This window comes from Candidatus Uabimicrobium helgolandensis, from assembly GCF_041508025.1.
GTDB lineage: Bacteria > Planctomycetota > Uabimicrobiia > Uabimicrobiales > Uabimicrobiaceae > Uabimicrobium > Uabimicrobium helgolandensis.
Genome location: NZ_CP165719.1, coordinates 2,639,880 through 2,660,556, shown reverse-complemented (window position 1 = coordinate 2,660,556; position 20,677 = coordinate 2,639,880). Strand labels below are relative to the sequence as shown.

The window sequence follows — 20,677 nt, the reverse complement described above, 5'->3', positions numbered from 1 at the left end:
AATTTCTCCTAGGTCTCTAGTAAAAAGCTTTGAATAAGTGGGATAATTTGTTCTCCTGAATCTTCAAGTATATAGTGCCCTGACTTAGGAAAGCGATGTACTTGTGCTTGTGGAAAGTACTTTATCCACTCTTCGAGAAAATGATAATCAAAAACAAAATCTTTTTTGCCCCAACAAATGAGCATAGGAGTTTGCAAAAACTGCGAAAGATTTTCTTGTACTTCGCTAATAAGATCGTATCCTGGGTCTTTTTTTACAAGAGGAATATCTTGGACAAAACGTAGTACAGCTATGCGATTTTCCCACGAATCATATGGAGAAAGATAAGCCGCTTTTACTTCTTTTGTAAGAGGACGTTGTTTTACGCATACACGAGCAGCAATACGACAAAAAGCATTAAAACGTCGTACGAGAAAGGCTCCGAATCTAGTATTGCGACATATCCACAGAGGCCAAGGAAACATTTTACTCTTAGGTAAATGAAAACCGGCGGTGTTTAATACTACGATTCTTTTTATGCGCTCGGGAAAACGTGTTGCAAACAACATTCCTATCATTCCTCCCCAATCATGAACCACCAAAGTGATATTCTCGGTGATTTCAAGATGATCGAGTAGTGCGGCAACATCTTTGGCGCGTTGATCAAATGTATAGTTGTAGTCTTGCGGTTTATCTGATAAACCACATCCCATATGGTCTGGAGCAATAACCTGATAATTGTCGCAAAGAGCTGAAATTAAATTGCGATAATAAAACGACCAAGTTGGATTTCCATGCAGCATTACAACTGGTTGTCCTTTGCCTTCATTGACATAGTGATAACGACTACCATTTAGTTCTAAATAATTATTTTTAAACGGATATAGATTTTTCACCATTCCCACCCTAACATTATGCAATTGAGTCCACTTCCTATTCCCAAAAATCCTACGCGATCTCCTGGTTCTATAAAATCTCTTTCTTCTGCAATGGCTGCGGTAATAGGCAGTGACACAGTTCCAATATTGCCCAAATAAGGATAGGTGCAAAAGTCTTTATCTCTTTCTATAGAAAGAGCCTTGAGCACTGTATTTTGATGCTCAGAACCTATTTGGTGACAAATAACCTTGTCAACACTGTGCGGCTGCCAATTTATTTCTTCAAGGAATTTACGCCAAGTTTTTTGTGCAAGTTCCACGCCATTTTTTAAAACCGCAACCGAGTCTGTAAACATCGTTGGAGTATAACTGTCTCCTACTAGTTCCATTCCCCACTTACATAATTGGTAGTGTTGTGGAGCTGCTTTAGCTGTTCCACCAAGTAGACGACGGCGACCACTTGACCTTTGTTGATTAGTGAGCAGGACCGCAACAGAACCTGAACCGCCTGTCAAGGTCGCTAGTGAATATTTAAAGGCTTCGATATTCGTTTCTTTTAGCATACGAGCGATCATAGTTTCGTTAATTTCGCGTGCTGTTTCAGAAGAAACGACCATTCCGACTTCAATTTGTCCGAGTTCGATGCGATTTGCTATATCGATGATACCATTGAGTACACCTAAACAAGCGTTACTTATGTCATAAACAAAAGCATCTTCTTTTAACCCTAACTTTGCCGCTACCCTACATGCAGTAGCTGGTTCAAAATTTTCACGACATACACCAGTATAAACAAGAGCTTCAATATCCTTACCTTTAAATGGCGAATTTTCTAAAGCTTTTTGCGCGGCACTAGTGGCCCCGTCTGACAATAAATACCCTTTCTCCCACCAGCGCCTTTCACCAATTCCAGTGAGTGTTTCTAGTTGTCCCAAGGGAATGTGCAACGCTTTATACATAGCCTTCAACTGCATTTCTAATTCAGAAGAGGTCACCACTACTGGGGGTAGTTCATAACTTAGCGCTTCTACAAAAACATTTTGGTATCTCATGATAAGTTCTTCTTTACCTTTAGAGAAAAGTCTTTCATTTCGTATATCATTCTTCCATCAACACTCAAATAACCGTCAGCTTTAAGTAGTTTGTTGTCATCATCGATTGCGGTAATTGTTGCTTGTACTGTGACTAAATCGTCGCTTGGTATAATTTGACCGCGATATATCCATTGGTGTTTTTCGTTAAGCGCTATGGTTTCAAAAATATCATTTGCTTCAAGTTCCCAACGTTGTTCAGCAAAAACTTTTAATATTTGTAGAAAAGATTCTAGTCCCAACGAACCAGGGCAAACGGGATCTTGAAAGAAGTGCGCATCAAAAAACCATTCTTTTGGATCTACTTTTTTTGTTCCTTGAATAAATCCAAGTTCATGCTTACCTCCGCGCGGTAAAAGTATTTCTATATCATCAACCATTTTCATTTGAGTTGTTGGAAAATGTGATTGTTGTGGATACGGGGATTTATTTTTTGGCGCTTGTGGAACATGCCACTGTGCTTCTTGAATTCCTACTTGGTCAGCGAGAGCTTTCTTTGAGAAAAAGCCAAAGTATGTTTTGCCTTTGTATACTTTTTGTCCTTCACAATCAACATCTAAGCTATAATGTTGAATTATCATTCCGCCTGATCGTGAAACGCTAGTCATTTTAACCACAGTGGTCAAGGTTTTGTCAGGAAGAACTTCGCAAAATTGTGTCCCTTCTCCGCCTAGATTACGAAATGAAAGATCTGTATCACTAGTAAGAGCAGAGCCAACATATGCTGCAAGCCATCCACAAGGTTGTAGAGCAATCTCTAACAAAATTGCAAATGGCATTCCTTGTTGTCCATTACTAGTAAAGTACCATTCGTCTCCGGGAACATCATATTCTGCAGTTGCAGCTCCGCCAGCTTTCATTTTCCATGGTGCGCCGCTTACATCAACAATACGATCTAAAAATTGATATGGAGGACGTGGAAGTCTTGCAATAACGCGATCGTGGTCAAAAATGCGATACGGCTCTCCAAAAGCCTCAGATGGTAACCCATTTGAAAAAGCATAGATTTTATCATAATCGTATAGTACTTGTTTTTGTTGAGGAGTTGACCACAACTTCTCTATGTTATTTCTTTTTAAACCAGAAAGTTGTAAAGACATATTTGATATTTTTACAATAGGTTTATCATCAGCGAATAATAAAGCATCAGCAATAACATAAGGATGAGGATTATATCCGCGTTCTTTGATCACCACTTCATATGCTGCTTTTTTTGTTGAAGCAATAACTTGGCCACGACATTTCAACTGACTTGATACCCCTGGTATCGGTTCATAAACTAGTTGTTCATGCTCCGCGATCCAACCCATGCGCCATAAAAATATGCGCAGCGTATACAAAGAACATTCGTACATAAGAGTACCTGGCATCACTTGGTCATCTATAAAATGGCAGGTTAAAAACCAATCGTCAGGATAAATATCAGCTTCAGATTTAATAACACCTAATCCAAAACGGCCACCTTGCGGATCTAAATGAACCACGCGGTCAACTAGCTGCATTTTTCCACTAGGCAAGTAAGGAGGTTTTTGCAAATTTAAGTTGCTAAAGTGTTCTCCAAAACATCCAGCTAAGTCACCTCTGCGTAAACATTCAACTTGCGCTTCGTTATATGTCTCTATTTTCATAGGCACAAGATCTCGCCAATCGGCAGGTTGTTTACCTGGTTGTTGTCGTAAGTCAAGTTTAGTGTGAACAATACCACGCCCACTATTTAGTGCTTCTTCAGTGAAGAATCCTGCGCATCCTTTACGCATAGTAAGAAGACGTTCACCATTTACTGTACTTTCAAACTGAAAACGAAATAAATAGGTGTTGCCTTGGCGAAAAAATTCTAATACTTCTATATCGTATTTAATTGTTTCTCCAGGACCAGGTAAATGTCGATGAAATGTTACTTCTGCGTCTAGTAAACGATATACCGCTAAACCTTTGGTTTTGAAATCAACACCAAGATATCCCGAAAGAAGTAAATCTGCTTGCCCTGACTCAACAGCTATACACACTGGAATACGATTATTGTCTAAATACCACGCTTCTGATTGAATGTCGTGCTCAGTAACGACACGTCCCGATTTCATAGAGCAAGGTTCACCTTCAAGATGAGTAATGCGATCTACGAGCATAAGTGGTGCGGCTGGTAGTCTTACCCGTGTTGGATAAGAATCTACTTCGGCAAACTGTTCACCAAACATTGCAGTAATAGAGCCAATGGCAAATTCCATACATACTTCACGAGGAAACAAACACTCTTTTTCCACAACGACTTTATCCACTTCTGTTTTTACTGTAGTTGTCGTTTGTACGTAATCTGCTGCTAGTTGCGTATTACCTGACTGTGCCGTTTGCATTTGCAGAGAAATCATTTGTGCAATATCACTGAGCATATTTTGCGAAAGTCTTAAATACGCTTCATGCGCTTTCATATGTTGTTGTTCATTTATAAAACTTTGCTCAAGTACATCAGTAATAATTGGCAATTCCTGTTGCTGAATTTGTGGTGTTGGAGTTTTTATTTTGGAATCTCCTAGTGAAATATCTTGATTGTACGTTGTTTTACGTTCCGTAGAAATTGAGATTGGGGCTGGTGGCGAAGATACACTTTTTGTGGTTTTCTGTGTAGTGTCGTCGATTTTCTTAGTTTTTATTGGTGCAGTTACTCTTCCCCATTTACTTTTTCCTACTTTTATAGTAAGGCTACGTTTACTATTTGACTGTGGAATATCATAATCGTACAAATGATCTAAATCCACAGGTACGCGGTGAGTAATGAGTTTTGCCAATAAAGTTAGTACTGTATTCACTTCATCGTCACGTGAAAAACAAGCAGATAGTGCAATATGCGGTTTGTCATTTAATATATTGTGGATCATGCGTGTACATGAATTTCCAGGGCCTGCTTCTATAAATATACGTGCGCCATCATTGTAAGCATTTTCGACCACTTTGGGGAAATCAAAACCATTAGTGGCTTGGGTGAGAATAGATTGCGCGGTTTTGTCTGATTCTAAGGTATATTTTTCACCCCAAGCAGCGCTATAAAAACGAACATTCGAGGGTTCGGTAATCGAAAATACATGTAAATCTTTATAAGCCTGTGCTACTGGTTCAACAACTTCGCAATGAACGGTGGTAATACCTGAAAGTGGAAAAAAATTGCCTTTGAGTTCCGATACAGCTTGTGCAACTTGATTACGATCTCCACCAATAACACATTCTTCATGAGTATTTACAATGAAAAGGTAAGCACGTGTGTATTTTTTAAGAATCTCTTTGACCTTGGAATGAGAACAATTAACAATGCCAACAACCCAATCGATGTCTTCGTTGGTACCCCATGCTTTTTTGACTGCTTCGCAACTTCCGGCTAAATCGGAGGTGAAAAGAGTAGAATCATTAATTCGTTGTAACATCTTGTCGCGATTTTTCCAAGCGCGTAGCGAGAATAAGCCAATAGACTCTCCCAATGAATAGCCTATTACCGCTTGCGGTTGTAAGCCAAAACTACGTAGTAGATCACTAGCTAGTATCCCCATGGTAACTTGCCCAAAAATAAGAGCTTGGTGATTGTTTTGCGGAACTTGTTGGCTATTCCAAAAAATTTCAGGAAGAAACTGGCTTCGTAAATATTTACTTTCTAGGTCCTGAGCACGTAAAATATGTGGCCATGTAGTTGAAATTTTTCGACCAGCACCACTGTAATGATTTCCTGAACCTGGAAAAACAAAAGCGAGATCACCTTTTATAGGATTTTGTTGGTAGTATATTTGTTGCTTGTCAACGCCTTGCCCGCGTGTAATTACTTGTGACGCTTGACTTATTTTATTACGTAATTCTTGTTTTTCTTTGGCAATAATTGTAAGTGCTAACTTTGCATCTTTATTACGTTTGTGCTGCCACTTTTTTGCGCAACTCGCAAAACAATGATCACTTACTATTAAATTATCTAACTCTTTTAGTTGGTCTTGTAGTTGTTGCGGTGTGTTTGCTTCTATACAAAACAGTTTTTCATCGCAAATCTCGATAGGATAAGTAGAAGATACTTGCTGCGGTGATTCTTCAAGAACAACATGTAACGCATTACCATCTGTACTCATTCCACTTACTCCAGCAAGACGTGGTCCTTTACTGCGATCATGTAGCCAGTACTGACTATGTTGCGGAAAAATCAATGTGTTGTCTTGAGTAAGTTCTTTGCGAAGTTCTTTGATATCGCGTAAAGCGGGTGTTATTTGTTCGCGTAAACACAGCACTGCTTTAATAAAAGATGCTATACCACTTGCGGCTCCGGTATGCCCAATATCAGTTTTTACACTACCAATAAAACTACCTTCAAACAATTTGCCCAGGGTTTCAATTTCAATGGCATCTTCAACGATATCGCCGCTGCCGTGTGTTTCTATGTACTCAACATTTTGTGGCGAAATTTGTGCTTCTTCGTAAGCGCGAAGAATGGCAAGTTGGTAAGCTTCTTTGCTAGTACCACTTTGTATACTTGTTGTCGTTGCGCTACCAATGCCGCGAACGATAGCATGAATTTTGTTATTGTCGCTTAGAGCATCGTCTAAACGTTTTAATACTACTGCTCCCGCTCCTTCACCAACTGTGCTATGAACACCTTGTTGGCTAAATGCAATGTGCTTAGCAGAATTTTGTTGCGAAGCCAGCACTGCGCGAATATCACCAGCAAAATCAACTGCGCCGACAATTGCGGTATCAAGGTCTTTGTTTTGTAATGATCTTATTGCGACTTCGAGTGCAGAAAGTCCAGATGTTTCTTCGCTTGAAATGGTAAAACTAGAGTTGGCAACATTTAGTTCTCTGGCAATGCGACTAGCAACAATTCCGCCAAGAGCACCCATTGTTCGATTTGCACTAAGCGGTTCATTTGCTGATGATGCTATTTCGCGAATCCATTCATCTGTGTAGCCCATTTGTTGAGCCCACTTTTGCGCTTTTTTCAAAGCTTGCCAGCGAAAATGAAAATTGGTAGTGTTGAGATCAAGAGCAATTCCCATGAATACGCCAGCATTACCTAGTTGTTGCAAACTCGCCATTTCCACAGCAGTGGTCGCTACTTGCAACATCAAAGACTGTTGCGGAAGCATTTCTTGCAACTCTTTAGGAGGAATACGATAACGTCCAAAAGGAATTTGTAAATCATTAATAAAGTACCCATGGCAATGGCTTTGCTCATCTCTATCAATTGCCCACTGCGCTAACTCTGTTTTTATATTATTTTCGCCACCAAGAACGCGACTTTGAAAACGTTTGAGTGAATTCCACGGGCCAAAATGCGCGTCGACACCAACAACAGCAATCGCTGAGTTTGTTGGCTTTGGTGGTGGTGATGAAACAATTACTTCGCTTTGTGGTTGCCACTCTTCCACTAATATATGTGCATTGATTCCACCAAAACCAAAAGCATTGATAGCTGCGCGCCGCGGAGTATCATCGTCACGTCTTTCCCATTTTTGTTGCTGTGAAAGAACGCGAAAAGGACTGTTATCAAAATCCAGACTTTCTTTGGGTTGTGAAAAATTTGCTGTAGGAGGGAGAGTTTTGTGTTTAAAAGACAAAAGAATCTTGGCTAGACCCGCAGCTCCTGCTCCAGTAAGTAAATGTCCTACATTTGATTTAACTGAGCCAATGATACACTGATTTTTTTGCCACTGTTCTTGTTGCCATAGAGTAGATAAACTTTCGAATTCTTTTGCATCTCCTAGTGGTGTTCCAGTTGCATGACATTCAATTAGATCTACATCACTTGGTTTCCAGCCTGCTTGAGCATAGGCGGTATTTAAGGCTTGTAGTTGTCCTTCTGAATCAGGAGAAAGTAAATTACCACCAATATCATTTGACAGTCCAGTGCCTACTATATTTCCGTAAATATGATCTTTGTCGCGTATGGCGTCTTCTAATCTCTTTAAAACAAAAATTCCACATCCTTCGCCCACAACTAAGCCATCACCTTTTTCATCAAAAGGTGAACATTTTCCTGTTGTAGAAAGTGCGTGGAGTTGTGCAAATCCCATTTGGGTGTATAAGCAATCAGGACGCGATATACCGCCTGTTAATACTGCATCCACACGATGATTAAGTAATTCATCAGCGGCCAATTTTATGGCGTATAAAGATGAAGCACACGCAGCATCAAGTGTGTAGCTTCCTCCTCCCAAACCGAGTGCTTTAGCAAGTAATCCTCCTGGAAGACCTGCGACATATTTGTTTGTAGAAGCAACAGGTTCTGAACTTTGTACTGTTTTACCTGAAATGTGTTTTTCCCACGATGGCCCTAAAATTTGCGTTGCCAATTGTGATGACTTTTCGGTAGGTAAAACGATATTACCTAGAATTACCTTAACGCGATTGCGATCAATTTTTTCCATATATGCGTCATCAAAAGCCTGTTTGCCGCAATGTAGGACTAACTTAAATAATGTGTCGAGATCGTCACATTCTTCTAGTTGTAATCCTTGCAAATTGGGCACAAAGTTTTCAATAAAGCATCCTTTTTTAGAATAAACTTTGTCCGTGGCACCTTTTTTAGGGTCAAAGATTTCCTGCGGCGAAAAGAGCCATCTATTGTGAGGTGGTTCTTTTGCCATGTCTTTTGCTGTTACAATTATATCCCAAAAGCTTTGGAAATCTAATCCGCCAGGAAATACTCCTCCCATTCCAACAATCGCTATAGGTTGAGAAAATTTCATATCTCGCCTTTCTATGTCAATTGATTGCTGCGAAAGCTGTTGTTTAAAGAAGTATCAATAGTGCACTCGTAGTCTTTGATGTAAGCAATTAAGTTGTTATCACCATCTACAAATTCCATATCTGCAACCGCATGCAGTTTACTATCTTTCGTTACTTGGATAATAATTTTTGTATCGCTTTGCGGATAAGTTTTTTGTACTTGGCGATATTTTCCTATGTGGCAAGGTAGGGAACCCATACCGTATTTTTCGAATGTCCAGACAATCATCATTTGAAAGCTAACATCCAAAACAAGAGGGTCAGTCAGCCAATTACTGCGTAGGGGATTTTGAAACCATTCGTTTGGACGCGGAGCGTTTTTAGCAGTGCCCACTATTTGTTGGGCATGGTAACCTTCTATTTGACGAATACCCTGAAAATGAGAACCGTGAAACAAAATATCGCGATATATATTTTCACTATTGCGTTCATAACTTGGCAAACCGTTGTATTCAATTGCGGTTGATCGTTTTGGTAGCTTAGTTGACAATAGAAAATTGGCAGAAGCATGAACTTCTGTTTCACTACGCAGTTCAACAGGCACAATAAAGTTTCCATCTTGCTTTTGGGCTTTTCCTGCGAAAATTTTGATTTCGCGCTCACTACCTTTGTTGAGTAATATTCCTTTTAACACGCGTAGATTATCGAAACCTAGAAAAGTAAACCCAGGATTTTGATGTAAAGCGCCATGACCTAACCATTCAATCATCATTGCCATTGGTACAACAGCGCGATTATTAATGACATGCGATTGTAAAAATGGATAGTCCTTAATCGTTAGTTTTCGCGAAAAACTTAGTTTTAACGAGGAGGTTTGTTGAGTTTTCGCTGGTTGATTAGAAAAGTTAGATTCACCAAGGATAGTGATTTCTACTGGCTTGTTAGAATTAGTACATAGCTCTTCAACCATATAATCAGCACCACCACGAAGAGGAATTAAACCAACTCCTTCTTTAGCAAAAATTTTGCGCAAAGCCGGTGTTACCATTCCGCCTTCCCAAGGTCCCCAATTGATGGACAATACGCGAAGTTTTGGATGTAAACACGCTTGCTGCTGTGCTATTTTGTTGAGAACTTCATTAGCAACAGCGTAATCTAGTTGACCTGTACGACCATAACGCGCAGTCGTCGACGAAAATAAGACCATCCATTTTAATTCATCAAAATCAACCATATCAATAATATTTTGCAAACCGCCTACTTTAGTTTGATAAACTCTGCGGAATTGCTCTATGGTCTTATTTTCTATAAGATCATCAGCAATGACTCCTGCACCGTGAACGATACCTTTTATTTTTCCAAACTCTGCAACCACATTACTTAGTGTTTTGTTCATCGCTTGCTCATCGCGGATATCGATACTATAGTATACAGCCGCTGCTCCTGTTGCTTTTATACGCTCTATGTTGTTTGCAATTTCACATTGTCCTGCAAGCGTCTTGTATTGCTGTTGTAATTCTTTTGGACTAAGTTTTTTGGTAGTTGTGCTTAGTATTTTCTTTTTAATTTCCGCTTCTGAAAGATCATTATTTAGCCACTGTGGTGTATTTTGTAGCGGAGTTCGTCCAAGCATAATAATTGTTGGTTTAAACTTACGACCTAAAGAAATAGCAGCTTCTGCGGTTACACCGCGTGCCCCACCACTAACCACCACTACATCACCGGCATTTAGCTGAGTATTAGAATTGATGGTTTGCGATAAAGGAGTTTGTTCAAGAGCCAAAGTATATTTTTTAGCAGCAATACCGACTTCTAAAGGACCTTGAGTAAATATTTCAGTGATAATGTCTGTTGCACTTTTTATACCTGGAGCAACATCAATAGCTTTCGCATGTACATTTGGCCATTCATGTGATATTGTCTTTAAAAGTCCAGCAAGCCCTCCAGAATTAGGATTACCTTTGTCAGCATCAATGAGACCAAAAGCACCATCAATACGGGAAATAGTTACAACTATTGATTGGTCTTTATTCTTTAATTTTTGGGCTTTTTGCAGAAGTATAAAACTATTTTCTAGAAAGTCTTCATTGTTGGAAATAGGAGCAACAATAATAAGAATATCTATGTCCACTGGACAATCTTCGTTTATAGCAATATTTGTTACGTTGTAACCACTATTTTTCAATTCTTTAGATATGGAGTTTGATAAATCGTTATCGTCTTGAGTGATCGCAATTTTTGCTGCTTTTGATATATTTATTTTGGGGCGATTTTTACCTTCTAAAGCTTGTAGTTTTAAAATACTACGATAAATAGGTTTTTCTTCTACTACTTTTTCTGGTTTGGCTGATTTGATTGGCGCTGAAACTTGTGGAGTTGGTTGTTGTTGTCCTGTCGATAAGAATTCTACAACGTCTTTTATCGTTTTTAAATTGCCGAGATCTTCTGATCCGATTTCAGGAGCGTTAGGAAGTGCTTCCTGAAGAGCAGAAAAAATTTCAACGCGTTTGATAGAATCAATTCCCAAGTCATTGTCAAGTTCCATTGTCATTTCAAGCATCTCTGAAGGATAGCCCGTTTTTTCAGCAATAACTTCTAGAAGAGTCTCCTGTACTTTATTATCATTGACAACAGTCGTTACTTGCGTTGATTCACTACCAGAAGATAAAAAATTAACAACGTCGCCAAGTGTTTTTAGACTACCAAGGTCCTGTGATTCAATTTCAGGTGCATTTGGTAATTGTTCTTGGAGCGCAGAAAAAATTTCAACGCGTTTGATAGAATCAATACCCAAGTCACTATCAAGTTCCATTGTCATCTCTAGCATTTCTGAAGGATAACCTGTTTTTTCGGCAATAACTTCTAGAAGAGTTTCCTGTACTTTATTATTACTAGGAAGTTTTACTAAAGTAGTTTGTGTTACTTCACTACCGACAGATAAGAAATCGACGACATCACCAAGGGTTTTTAGACTACCAAGATCCTGCGATTCAATTTCAGGAGCATTTGGTAACTGTTCTTGAAGAGCAGAAAAAATTTCAACGCGTTTGATAGAATCGATACCCAAATCACTATCGAGTTCCATCGTCATCTCAAGCATTTCTGAAGGATAACCTGTTTTTTCGGCAATAACTCCTAGAAGAGTTTGTTGCACTTTGCTATTGCTAACAACAGTAGTGGTTTGAGTTGCTTTACTGCCAACAGATAAGAAATCGACGACATCACCAAGGGTTTTTAGACTACCAAGATCCTGCGATTCAATTTCAGGAGCATTTGGTAACTGTTCTTGAAGAGCAGAAAAAATTTCAACGCGTTTGATAGAATCGATACCCAAGTCACTGTCGAGTTCCATAGTCATCTCTAGCATTTCTGAAGGATAACCCGTTTTTTCGGCAATAACCTCTAGAAGAGTTTGTTGCACTTTGCTATCGCTAACAACAGTAGTTGTTTGAGTTGTTTCGCCGCCAACAGATAAGAAATCGACGACATCTCCGAGTGTTTTTAGACTACCAAGATCCTGCGATTCAATTTCAGGAGCATTTGGTAACTGTTCTTGAAGAGCAGAAAAAATTTCAACGCGTTTGATAGAATCAATACCCAAATCACTGTCGAGTTCCATTGCCATCTCTAGCATTTCTGAAGGATAACCTGTTTTTTCAGCAATGACTTCCAAAAGTTTATTTTGTACGTTTTGATTTTGCGGTAGTTCGCGTTTCTGAACTTTGGTATTTACTTTTCGATTGGTGACAACGCTCTTTATCTGAGTTGCTACTGGTTTTGAAGGTATTTGAGAAACTTCAGAAGTCTGTACTTGTGTATGAGTCCCATTATTTGCGGATGAAATATTTGGCGCTATTGGAATTGAAACCGGCGCTGGTACTGAAGATTCAGTAAAATTAGATCCTGTAAACGTATTATTTTGTTGAGTGATTAGTTGTTGAATAGATTCCCTGCTTTTGTCTTGGTTCTCTAAATAGAGGCGATGCAATTCTGAGTTCTGTTGTTGTATTTGTTGCAATGCGATAATGTTTTTTTGTATTTGTTCAACAACACCTGGTAATGGCTGAATGTTATTTCTTTGGGACATGATGTTCTCTTTTTTGGGACGATTCACTTTTTTTGGGGTAGATGGCGAAGTTATGGGTGTTTTTTGAGGAGAACTTGGTTGTGAAGATAACTTTGCCACTTTTGGTGGTTCTACCTGTGGTTGAGATTTAGGTAGAGCTTTTTGTATTTTTTTTACTGGTCGCGGTGGTTTAGGTTTTACATAGTTTGCGCCACAAATAGGAATTGTGAATGCTGATTTCTTTTTGACAGTAGTAGGCTGCAAATGAGCTTTTTCGTCCCATTTCTCCAAAGAAATTTCGTGCCCTAAAGAGGCCAGTTTTGCAATAGCTTGTGCTAAACCACTAATTTCACTATTCTTGCTGTTGTTTACCGAAAAAGCTTCGTGTTCTTTATCCGCGAGAATTGATTTAGTCAGACCTGTTAATGTTGCTCCTGGACCTACTTCCAGAAAAGTGCGAATGCCTTCTTTGTACATAGCTTCGATTTCATTGATAAATTCAACAGAGTTAACTATTTGTTTTGCTAGTACTTCTCGCATTTCTTGTGCTTCTTTAGGATATTTTGTGCCAGTGCTGTTGGCAAAAACAGGTATTGAACCACTGTTCAAGTTTACTTTGTTGAGTTTTTCGAGAAATGGCTGCTTTGCATTTTCCATGAGCGGGCTGTGAAATGCATTTGAAACACTTAGCTTTTTGTTGCGTATTTTTTTATCATTGAGTATTTGTGAAGCTTTGTCAATTTCTTTCATTGTTCCTGAAAGAACAAACTGTTGTGGGGCGTTTTTGTTAGCGATAACAACTTCTATATTATTGCTATCGATAACTTCACTCACTATTTCTAATGTACTTTGTACAGCTAACATTGAACTTTCTTGTTCACTACTTTGTGACATTAGTTGTCCGCGTAATAGTGACAGTACACAAAAATCTTCTTCACTAAGAACATTTGCTGCACAAAGAGCAGTTAACTCTCCATAACTATGTCCAGCGACAGCATCGGGGGTGACTGAAAAATATTGTAGTAACTTGAACAATCCTAAACTAACAGCTCCAATCGCTGGTTGAGCAATCTCCGTATTTTTTAAATTCTCTTGGTGCTGAACAGATTCATTTTCAGCGAAAGAAGACAGTGGATAGATAATATCACTTACTTTTTGTGTTTCGCTTTTATAAAAAGATTGAAAATTATTGTCCATTGTTGCAATCGTTTGCGCCATATGGGGAAATTGGGCTGTTAAATCTTTAAACATCTCAACGTATTGAGAGCCTTGTCCACTAAATAACATTCCTAATTTTTCTGGAGAACCACTACCAAAATAAATACCGTTTGGAGTTTGCCAATTCTTTTTTTGTGGATACTTCGACAACATTTGTTGTGCTGATTCGATTAGAGTTTTTATATTGCTACTGCGGTTTATCACTAATACCAATCGATATTGATGTTTTGTCGAAAACTCTAAGCGTTTTTTGCCTGCAAAAATTCGTAACTGTAGCCAATCTAAATCATTGGACACTTCATTTAGAGATACTTGTAGTTGTTCTCTCTCATCACTAGAGAAGGTAAGTATTTGCGTTTCACCGTCCCAATGAATTTGTTGCCCTTTATACTCTTCTAAAATACAATGAAAGTTACTTCCACCAAATCCAAAAGAACTTACTCCTGCACGTCTTGGATGTTTTTCTGATGGTAACCATGGACGCGTTTGGGCATTGAGATAAAAAGGAGATTTTCCTGTTTGTAGTTGCTCTATCGGTTTTTGTATTTTTATAGTTGGTGGTAAAGTTTTATTATAAAGTGCTAGTGCCGACTTGATAACACCAGCAGCGCCAGCTGCTGCCTTTGTGTGACCAATTTGCGATTTTACAGATCCTAGTGCGCACCATGTTCCAGGTTTTTTTGTTTCTTCAAATACCTTAATTAATGCATTAGCTTCTATACCATCACCGACTTTAGTTCCTGTACCGTGTCCTTCAACTAGTTCTATAGTGTCTGGAGTAATTCCTGCAATTTCATGGGATTTTTTAATAGCTTTTGCTTGACCACTATCGCTCGGTGCGTAAATAGCTTGACCTTTACCATCACTCGATGAACCAATACTCTTTACCACAGCATATATTTTGTTACCATCGCGCTCAGCGTCAGCAAGACGCTTGACCACCATAATACCAAGCCCTTCACTAAGGATTGTTCCATCGCCATCTGTAGCAAACGGTTTCGCATGCCCCTGCGGAGAGAGCGCTGAAGTTTTACTGAAACACATGTACATAAAAATGCTATTAAAAGTGTCAATACCTCCGGTAATCACCATGTCAGAAGCGCCAGAAGATAGTTCCATACTTGCCATATGCAAAGCGCTTAATGAACTAGCGCAAGCGGCGTCAACTACACAATTAGAACCACCAAAGTCAAAGTGATTTGCGATACGTCCAGCAACTACATTGCCGAGTAATCCAGGAAATGAATTCTCTTGCCAACCGACATAAGAATCACCTATTTCTTGTACGATTTCTTCCGTAACATCACTGTCAATACCGTATTTTTCTAGAGCTTTACGCCAAATAGGATGCCCTAATCTCGCCCCTAAAGGGACGACAAGTTCTAATGCTCCTGTTACTCCAAGTACTACGCTTACGCGATCGCGATTGAAGTTTTTTAAACCTTTGCCATAACCTGCATCTTCTAAGGCTTGCTCAACCACAAGCATACTTAAAAGTTGTGAAGTGTCTGTTGCTTCAACTGAGTTTGGTAATACACCGAAATCAAGTGGTGGAAAAGGAGTGGATGAAATAAAGCCGCCTTTAGCAGCATATGTATGATCTGCTTTTTTGGGATCTTTATCAAAATAATCCTTAGTTGCCCAGTGAGTATCAGGAATGTCGGTAATTGCATCGACACGATTTTTTATATTGTTCCAATAAGCATTTATATTGTCAGCTTTTGGAAACATGCAACCCATACCAACGATGGCTAGAGGTTGTGCACGATCTGTAGATTTCACGATGTTTCCTTAATGTAAGGCGTATAAAAAGAAATTAAGCACTAGCATTTAAAATACATAGAATTTATCTCTGTAAGTGAGAAATAAAATGTCTATGGAATAAAATTCCGGCAATATGATTTATTTCTTTCTACATGTCTAAAAGTAACCTATCCCTAGCTTAATTCTCCGATAGTGCACGAAAAGTGTTTTATCGCAATTATGTGGCGATGATAAGATTTTCGTGGATGGATATGAGGCATGTCCTCGTTCACTGTTACTCACAAAGGGTAGATATTTCGTTGATAAGTGGAGTTTCAGGCGGAGGATAAATTTAGATTAGAGAACGTAGCTTGTTTTATAAAATCACACAACTAATGGTAGATCATAAGTATGTGTATTTGTAAAACTTTTTCCACTGGAAAGTATAGTTCTTTCATTTTGAAAAGCAATAATACTTTTGTAAACATTAAACAAAAATTTTAATGACCTTGCAGCAACTACATGTTTTAAAAGGTATTTGGGCTTATTTTTTTTTTATAATTCTTTTGTAAAAAAGTTATCTTATAAAAGATAACGCAGTAAGTCATTCATGCTCAAAGACCAATTAAATCTATGACGCAGGCCGTCATCATTCTTGATGCTTTACTTTTAAAATGACACAGCATGTCATGCTATTGAAATGTTTGTAAAATAGGGAATACAGCTAAATGGCATTAAATATCTATAAAAAAAGCGCACTTTCGCAAAATCTAATATTGACATTACAAAAATGAGTACTATAATAGCGAGTGAGTCATTCACTCAAAAAAAGAAGGTGTTGGAAATTAAGGGAAAACATGCCGCGAAAACACGATATAAACAAAGTAGAAAATATTATAAAAGCAGCAACTGATATTTTTATTAGTAATGGTTACAAACGAAGCAAAATGGAGGATGTAACGAAAACTTTAGGATTATCTACTGGTTCTATCTATCGCTATTTTAAAAGCAAAGAAGCTTTGTTTGATTTAGTGATTCGCGTAAATATTAATAATATTGATATAAAGAAAATTACATGGCCACTGGCTTCCTCAGGCAATACACTTGATTTTTTGCACAAAGCAACATTGTTAGAAAACCGTTTTCCTACACTTAACAATGCGTTAGAAGACAAAGCTAACGGTGAACAAAATGCTCAATTTGCACAAATAATAGGCGAAATATATGATGTACTCACTAAGTACCGATTAGGAATAAAGCTTATAGAGAGTTCTGCCCTTGATTGGCCAGAATTAGCTGAATTGTGGTTTAAAAAACGCCGCCAGCAAATGTTCACCATGTTGACGTCCTACATCAAAAAAAATATTTCCAATGGGAATATCTCACGGAGTTTCGATGTAAATGCATCTGTGAGATTTGTGGTTAACACCATTACTTTTTTTGCGATCCATCGTCACTTTGATATTATTCCCACAGAATTTAACGAAGTAACGTCGCGGCAAATGGCTATTGAAATGGTTATGAGAGCACTACAAGGAGAAAAAAAATGACACGCGAAAAATACGCAATTATTGGCGCTGGTCCCGCTGGACTAGCAGGAGCACGGAATTTACAGAAAAAAGATATTGCTTTTGATGGATTTGAATTATACAGCAATGTTGGTGGTCTTTGGGATATCGACAACCCAAATAGTGCAGTGTACCAATCTGCGCATCTCATTTCCTCTAAAAAGATGACCGAATTTGCGGAATATCCGATGAAAGACCATGTGGCTGATTACCCACATCATACCGAGATGAAGCAGTATTTTCGCGATTTTGCCGAACATTTTTCTCTATACGAGCATTATAAATTTAATACGAAAGTGATTAAAGTTGAGCCGGTAGACGGTGGCTGGTCTGTGACTTATAAAGAAAAAGACCAAGAACAGCAAACTTCTATTTATAAAGGTGTTATTCTTGCCAATGGTATTTTTTCGAAACCAAATACACCTGAGGTTGAAGGTGAATTTGCAGGACAGATAATGCACTCTTCTGAGTACAAAGATCCAAGTGTTTTTCATGGCAAACGCGTTTTAATTGTCGGCGCCGGAAATACAGGTTGTGATGTTGCAGTAGATGCTGTACATCATGCAGCTAAAGTTGACATGAGTGTACGTCGCGGGTATCACTTTGTGCCAAAATATGTATTTGGAAAACCAGCTGATACTGTTGGTGGAAAAATAAAACTTCCGCGGTTTCTAAAACAAAAAATCGATGGGGTATTATTAAAATTCTTCACCGGAGATCCCGAAAAATTCGGTTTCCCTAAACCTGATCACAAATTGTACGAAGTTCACCCAATCGTCAATTCAATGGTACTATATCACTTAGGACATGGTGATTTGAGCGTAAAAACTGATATTAAGAATGTTGATGGGAACACCGTTCATTTTAATGATGGCACACACCAAGACTACGACATTATATTATTTGCCACAGGTTACAAACTCAATTATTCATTTATTGATAGCGAGCATCTTAATTGGAAAGGTCACACTCCACAACTATATCTCAACATCTTTCACCCAAAATACGATAATCTCTTTATTCTTGGTATGATCGAAGCTACGGGAATTGGTTGGGAAGGACGCAATAAGCAAGCTGAAGTTGTTGCCTGCTTTATCAAAGCCTTAAGCGAAAACAAAAACTGCGCAAAAAAAATGCAGAAGAAAAAAGAAGCAGGGCTGACAGACATGCGTGGAGGTTACAACTACATGGAGTTAGAACGCATGGCGTACTACGTTCACAAAGATACTTATTTAAAAGGGATCAATAAGCATATTGCGCAATTACAATAGAAATCGTTTTTAATGAGATATTAATGAGAGTAATTAAAAACAAAGATTTAAAAAAAATATGTCCAAATACAAAATATGTCAACTGCATTTTTTATTTAAATGATATCAAACCAGATGATTTTTCAGGATGTGAATTTGATAATTGTTCTTTTCGCGGAAATTGCGTTGATTTGTGTTTAACAGCAAAAGATTTGACTTCTATTCCGCATTGGATTTTTGAACTGGACAACTTACAAACTTTAAATCTGAGCTATAATAAAATAACGGAAATACCAAAAGAAATAGAACAACTCTCTGGTCTTAAATCTTTATATTTAGACGGTAACAGAATATCTGAAATTCCAAAAGAAATGATGAGTCTTTCTTGCCTTAGGTTTTTAGGTTTGGGAAACAATCAAATAATAGAAATCCCTGAAGAAATAGGCAAGCTTTCTAAGCTTGTCTCTATATGTGTAGGTGGCAATAAGATAGCCAAAATTCCTGGAGAGTTAGGTTTACTTTCTTCTTTGGGATATCTTAATTTGGAAAATAACCAAATAACAGAAATTTCTAAAGAAATATGTCAACTTGATTGTCTTGAAGACCTTAAACTTAGCGGTAATAATATATCGCAAATACCTGTAGAAATTGGTTATTTGTCTAAATTATCATCTTTGTTTTTAAACAATAATAAAATAGCCAAAATTCCTAAAGAAATTGGTCAACTTTCCTCTCTTGAACAACTCTATCTGAACAATAACAAAATAGTAGAGGTTCCACAACAAATAGAAATGCTTTCTTCTCTTCGTTATTTGAAACTTCGCAATAATGAAATAGCAAAAATTCCAAAAGAGATTGGCAAACTTTCCTCTCTTAAATCTCTAGATTTAGGAAATAACCATATTCTTGAAATCCCCACGGAGATAGGAGAAAACGCTCGCCTTATAGATCTCTTTTTAGGTCGCAACCAAATAACAGAAATTCCGCAACAAATTACTCAACTTTCTCATCTTAAATTTTTAAGTTTAAGACACAATAAAATTGATAAAATTCCAAAAGAAATCAAAGTTTTTTTTGATTCTTCGAAGAGATTTTGGAATTTTTGAATAAAATTTACGGCGTTTAAATAAAGTAAAAAATACGACTTGTTCCAGTTGAAAAAGTTAAAACAAAGTAGAAAAACTTTGATTTGCTAAAAAGGAAGAAAAGTGAAAAGTACAATAGTAGTTCTTCATATATTACTAATAATTAGTTGTAGAACAAATTCAAAATTACTAAATTATAAAGCTAAAGAAAAAAATTTAATTACAGCAGTAAAGAAAAAAAATATAAAAAAAATAAAATTTCTTATCTCCAAAGACATAAATATTGATTTCCAAGATAAAAATGGTTGCACTGCCCTTATGAGAGCCGCATGGAGTGGAAACAAAGCAATAATAAGTATTCTTCTTAATGCTAATGCTGATGTTAATGTTCAAGATAAAAACGGATATACTGCTCTTATGTATGCAGTTCTCATCAAAAATCGAAGAGATATTATTAAAGCTCTTATTACTAGAGGAGCGAACGTTAATGTTCGAGATAAGAATGGAAATACTAGTCTCATAAAAGCAGCTAGACACAGTAAAGAGTACACCGAAATGCTTCTTGCTGCTGGTTCAAATGTTAATGCCCGAAATAAAGATGGAAATACTGCTCTTTTAGAATCTACTCACAACAAAAGTATAGTGGAAACGGTTATTATTGCTGGCGCTAATATAGATGCACAAGATAAATATGGTAATACTGCTCTTATGAAAAGTACATGTGACAATATAGCTAAAGTGCTTATGAGAACAGGAGCTAATGTAAATGTTAAAAATAATATTGATCGCTCGGCACTCATGAAAGCCGCTTTTTTAGGACTACACGAACGAGTTACTAGCCTCCTCTATTTTGGGGCTGATGTCAATACACAGGATAAATATGGCAACACTGCTCTTGTAAGAGCTCTGGAAAATCCTATCCCAAGTGAAAAAATAGTAAAAAGTTTAATCTATGCTGGAGCTGATATAAATATTAAAAATAAAGCCGATCACACTGCTATTACTATTGCATCGACTTATGGTTTTTACAACATTGTAAAAATACTAAGGGATCCAAAAAATAAAGCTATTACGATGGACAGAGTTTCGCCAAAAAACTAAGGCTCATT

Annotated in this window: 8 protein-coding genes; 4 read left to right on the top strand and 4 right to left on the bottom strand. The window is 37.7% G+C overall.

Annotated features, from left to right (window positions below; all coding sequences use genetic code 11):
* Nucleotides 1–8: 8 nt before the first annotated feature.
* The 4 genes from UABHE_RS09615 to UABHE_RS09600 are packed head-to-tail and all read right to left on the bottom strand — an operon-like array spanning nt 9 to nt 15,704.
* A complete protein-coding gene (locus tag UABHE_RS09615; protein WP_372370040.1) occupies nt 9–878 on the bottom strand; it encodes an alpha/beta fold hydrolase in 870 nt (289 codons plus the stop codon).
* Entirely contained in the window at nt 872–1,909 is a 1,038-nt protein-coding gene (locus tag UABHE_RS09610; RefSeq protein ID WP_372370039.1) for a 3-oxoacyl-ACP synthase III, read from the bottom strand. The genes UABHE_RS09615 and UABHE_RS09610 overlap by 7 nt, the downstream gene beginning before the upstream one ends.
* Nucleotides 1,906–8,658: a beta-ketoacyl synthase N-terminal-like domain-containing protein gene (locus UABHE_RS09605; protein ID WP_372370038.1), complete on the bottom strand. Its 6,753-nt coding sequence runs from the start codon at nt 8,656–8,658 to the stop codon at nt 1,906–1,908. The genes UABHE_RS09610 and UABHE_RS09605 overlap by 4 nt, the downstream gene beginning before the upstream one ends.
* Before the next feature lie 11 nt (nt 8,659–8,669).
* Nucleotides 8,670–15,704, bottom strand: coding sequence for an SDR family NAD(P)-dependent oxidoreductase (locus UABHE_RS09600; protein WP_372370037.1), 7,035 nt, complete (start codon nt 15,702–15,704; stop codon nt 8,670–8,672).
* An 818-nt stretch (nt 15,705–16,522) separates the two neighbouring features.
* On the opposite strand from UABHE_RS09600, the gene UABHE_RS09595 reads away from it, so the two are divergent.
* The 4 genes from UABHE_RS09595 to UABHE_RS09580 all read left to right on the top strand — a co-directional run bounded on the left by UABHE_RS09595 (nt 16,523) and on the right by UABHE_RS09580 (nt 20,669).
* Complete coding sequence (locus tag UABHE_RS09595; RefSeq protein ID WP_372370036.1) at nt 16,523–17,215, top strand: TetR/AcrR family transcriptional regulator; 693 nt, start codon at nt 16,523–16,525, stop codon at nt 17,213–17,215.
* Complete coding sequence (locus UABHE_RS09590) at nt 17,212–18,504, top strand: flavin-containing monooxygenase (protein WP_372370035.1); 1,293 nt, start codon at nt 17,212–17,214, stop codon at nt 18,502–18,504. Before UABHE_RS09595 ends, UABHE_RS09590 begins: the two co-directional genes overlap by 4 nt.
* Nucleotides 18,505–18,527: 23 nt before the next feature.
* Nucleotides 18,528–19,589, top strand: coding sequence for a leucine-rich repeat domain-containing protein (locus UABHE_RS09585; RefSeq protein WP_372370034.1), 1,062 nt, complete (start codon nt 18,528–18,530; stop codon nt 19,587–19,589).
* A 102-nt stretch (nt 19,590–19,691) separates the two neighbouring features.
* Nucleotides 19,692–20,669, top strand: coding sequence for an ankyrin repeat domain-containing protein (locus UABHE_RS09580; protein ID WP_372370033.1), 978 nt, complete (start codon nt 19,692–19,694; stop codon nt 20,667–20,669).
* Nucleotides 20,670–20,677 lie beyond the last annotated feature (8 nt).